2 protein-coding genes and 2 pseudogenes are annotated in these 3,860 nt (G+C 42.6%); 2 read left to right on the top strand and 2 right to left on the bottom strand.

What is annotated here, in order from left to right; all coding sequences use genetic code 11:
* Window positions 1-137 precede the first annotated feature (137 nt).
* Both IM496_RS06010 and IM496_RS06005 read left to right on the top strand, forming a co-directional pair.
* Window positions 138-272, top strand: a pseudogene (locus IM496_RS06010) (transposase); the annotation flags it as partial.
* 64 nt (window positions 273-336) lie between these two features.
* Window positions 337-1,620, top strand: coding sequence for a TldD/PmbA family protein (locus tag IM496_RS06005; RefSeq protein WP_287661543.1), 1,284 nt, complete (start codon window positions 337-339; stop codon window positions 1,618-1,620).
* A 271-nt stretch (window positions 1,621-1,891) separates the two neighbouring features.
* On the opposite strand, the gene IM496_RS06000 is transcribed toward IM496_RS06005, so the two are convergent.
* A complete protein-coding gene (locus tag IM496_RS06000; protein WP_287661542.1) occupies window positions 1,892-3,574 on the bottom strand; it encodes a hypothetical protein in 1,683 nt (560 codons plus the stop codon).
* A 75-nt stretch (window positions 3,575-3,649) separates the two neighbouring features.
* A pseudogene (locus tag IM496_RS05995) lies at window positions 3,650-3,860 on the bottom strand (RNA-guided endonuclease TnpB family protein); the annotation flags it as partial.

Raw genomic sequence — 3,860 nt, 5'->3', positions numbered from 1 at the left:
TCCATTTTTAATTTAATTATAACCAGCTACTTATTAAAAACTTTCAGATCCCCCCGCCTATCGGCACCCCCCTTATCAAGGGGGGCAGGGGGGATCGAACCTAAAATCCATTTTTAATTTAATTATAACCAGCTACTTATAAACAAGCTGCTTATTCTAAATCAGATGGGAAAGATGCTCTTTGGTCTCCTAGTTATTTTGTTGCTTCTGTGGGAGGTGTGCCATTGGCAGTTCTTAAGTGCTATATTAGAGATCAAGAAAAGCTATCGTGAAACGAAGGGGTTTTAAACCCAAATTTTCGATAATCAGATAGCCATTATCTCAAAAAATATCACCATGACGATCGATCCGCAACAACTCATCGAACTGGCTCTCAAATCGGGAGCAGTGGCAGCCGAAGTTTATCAATCTTCCTCCCTTTCCCATCCCGTTTTTTTTGAGGCTAATCGTCTCAAACAGCTAGAAAGTTCCGAATCTGTGGGAACTGCCTTAAGATTATGGCGCGAGGGTTGTCCGGGGTTAGCGGTGGGTTATGGTGATGTGGAACCGGAAATTTTAGTAGAAACGGCGTTAAATTTATCCTATCTCAATGCCCCCGAAGAAATCGAATTTTCGGCGCCACGACAGGCAATTTATGACCCGATTGGGCAGGATGTGGCGGTAGAATCTTTAATCGAGATGGGTAATCAAATGATTGGCCAAATTCGCCAAGTTTATCCTGAGGTTATTTGTAGTGGTGAATGGGAATGTGAACGGGAAATCACCCGTTTAGTTAATTCCCAGGGTTTATATTGTCAATATACCGATACAGCTTTGAGTTATTATCTGGGGATTGAATGGGTACGGGGGGAGGATTTTCTGGCGGTTTATGATGGGGAATATACCCGCAGTACACCTCATCCCGATACGGTAATTAAACAGTTATTGCAGCGACTACAATGGGCTGCCAATAATGTGGATAGTCCCACGGGAAAATTACCAATTTTATTGACCGCTAATGCAGTTACCCTGTTATGGGGTACGGTGGCGATGGCTTTAAATGGGAAACAGATCTTAGAAAAGTCTTCGCCCTGGAGTGATAAAATCGGTCAATTGGTGATGTCAGAAAAGTTGACGTTATCCCAACAACCGGACAGAGAACCCTATAGTTGTCCCTTTGATGATGAGGGAACTCCTACTAAATTTTTATCTTTAATTGAGGGAGGTAGAGTTAAAGAATTCTATAGCGATCGTACCACGGCCAGATTATTAAAAACTACTCCGACGGGAAACGGTTTTCGTCCCGGTTTAGGGGTTTATCCCATGCCAGATTTGGTTAATTTAATCGTGGCACCGGGAGAGGGAACTTTAGAGGATTTAATCTCGCAAATAGACGAAGGCCTAGTTATCGATCAAATTTTAGGTCATGGGGCGGATATTTCGGGCGATTTTTCTGTCAATATCGATCTGGGTTATCGCATAGAAAAGGGGAAAATCACCGGACGAGTTAAAGATACAATGGTGACGGGAAATGTTTATACTGCTTTGCAGAATTTAATCGCTTTGGGGTCCGATAATCAATGGAATGGTTCCTGTTATACTCCCTCGCTAATCGTTGATAGTTTATCGGTGGTGGGTTAAATCAGTTATCAGTTATCAGTTATCAGTTATCAGTTATCAGTTATCAGTTCACTGAGATTAACTCAGCCTACTTTTTGGGGTTAATTTTTTGGGGCTTTATTTGACCTGAAAAGAGGGGGTCGCAGGCAGGCACGGATTCCCATTCTATAAGCAATTATCTGTCAAGTCGTGGGGTTTTGTCAAGCTTTTGGGAAAAAAAATTAACCGATACTCAAGGGGAGAAAATTGTCGGCAGAGATATTATTTAATCTCCCCTGTGAATCGGTATTTTTTAGCCTGGCATTAACGCTTTAGTTGCCGAGGCACCAAGGCGATTTAATTGCCGATTAATTTGCCATCCGACGAGGGTTAAACCCAACCACTGACTGAAGATTGCTAAAGCAAAAGAGGGAAATGTAGCGTATTTAGTAGCGGCAATGGGAAGAAAAGTAAAAAACCATAAAAGCGGAGATTGACTGGGATCAACTCGCAAGACAGCGAAACAGAGGAAGGGGAAAATAATCAAAATGCCGATGCTAATGGCTGCCAGCAAAGCGCGTTTATTTGTGCTGGCTAACATCAATAATTGAGCGATAGCGGCATAGACTAAAATCATGTTCATTGCCAAGAGAAACCCGGCTGCAGTGGCTAGTTTATATTGATGGAGAGGGGCGATAAAAATAGCGGGAAGGATGAATAAAATGGCAATAGCGAGGTTAACAGCCATGGCTAGGGTAGAAGGACTTTTTTCGCCAAAGATTAAAGCTTTCCCCAGACTAATGCCCTTTTTTCCTTGTAGATGACGATAGCGAGTCCAATCTTGGAGAGTTTGACGGGGGGGAGTGAGGGCAAAAAGGATTAACAAGCCAAAAATCGCCACAAAAACGCTAAGAATGACAAAATTATCGAAAAGATAGCTCGGTTCCAGCGTTTGGAAGACAAAACCTAGGCTAATAGCGCTAAAACAGCCCATCATCCAATAACTTTGGGGTTTACTAACAAGAGTAGCGAGGGGATTATGGAAGCGACGCTGGATAACTCGGGTTAAACCGTAGGTACAGAGGGCAAAATTGAGCAAAATTAAACTAATACCCACTATAACCGATTGCCAGAGAGATTGACCGTACCAACGCAGATCAAAGATTTGTGAGATTCCTAGATAGCGTACCGCATCGGGGGGGAGAAAGGTAGATTTAACTAGATAGGGAAGGAAAAAACTAGGATTAAAGAGAATTAACCAATCAAAGGGGGTACGGGAACCACCATAGCCCGATAAAGTAAAAATACTGCTATAAAACACAAAGATTAAGACTGTTGCGCTGCCTAACCAGGGTTGAAATCCCCCTAACCATGGCGTGGCTAAAGCGAAACTAAGGGCGGCATGATAGAAAAAGGCACAACTAGCGATCAGAACCGCGTAGAAGGCTAAAATTAACGATAGGGGAATACCTGCTAATAAACCCGCCCCCAAGTGAAAGGGTAAAGCGAGAAGACAGACGAGATAGAGGAGAATGGGAACCCCGAAAATTTTGCCGATAAAAATCGTTTTGGCGGGTTGGGGACTCAGACGGATAAAATTAAGTGTACCCCGGCGCTCTTCCCCGGAAAGATCGGCGATTAATTGATAGGTTCCCACCACTAAAAGAGCGAAAATGCCGGTAATACTCAGAAAAGTGAAGATATCTAACCACCATAACCGGGAGATAATCATCCATTCACCATTTAGGTCTTGGATGCAGTATTTAATCCCACTATAGGGATAATAGTCGTTGTTATTGGGGGGATTAGCGGTACAGTAACGACTAAATCCCGCCGCTACTGGCAAGAGATTTTGATAGTATAAATAAACTAATAATTGACCAACTAGGGAGATAATCGAGGCGATCGAGATATTTTTCGGGGTTAATCTTCCTTGCCATTCTCGCATAATTTGCGGGTTGGTTTCCGTAAGGCGATCGATTATTGTCGCTATCATATTTTTGTCCTCTCTACAGCCGTTATCAGGAGCTAATCCTAGATTAACCGCTCAACTAAACTTACTCAAACTTACTTAAAAGCCTGAAAGCTTAGTCATTCGTAGTTCGACTGGCTCACTAACAAGTGGGTCAAGCACTACAGGGTTAAACGGCAAACCCTTTATTCCCTGGTCAATGACATCAGGAATTACTTTTCTAATGATGTTAAATGCCCCATTGACATCGGCATTTAACAACTGATTTGTTCCCATTTTATAAAGTCCCCTAGCTAACCTTTTTCCCTTA

The sequence above is a fragment of the Microcystis sp. M049S2 genome, assembly GCF_020245625.1.
GTDB classification, from domain to species: Bacteria; Cyanobacteriota; Cyanobacteriia; order Cyanobacteriales; family Microcystaceae; genus Microcystis; species Microcystis ichthyoblabe_A.
Note: the sequence above shows the minus strand (reverse complement) of the source record. Positions and strands in the feature narration are given on the sequence as shown.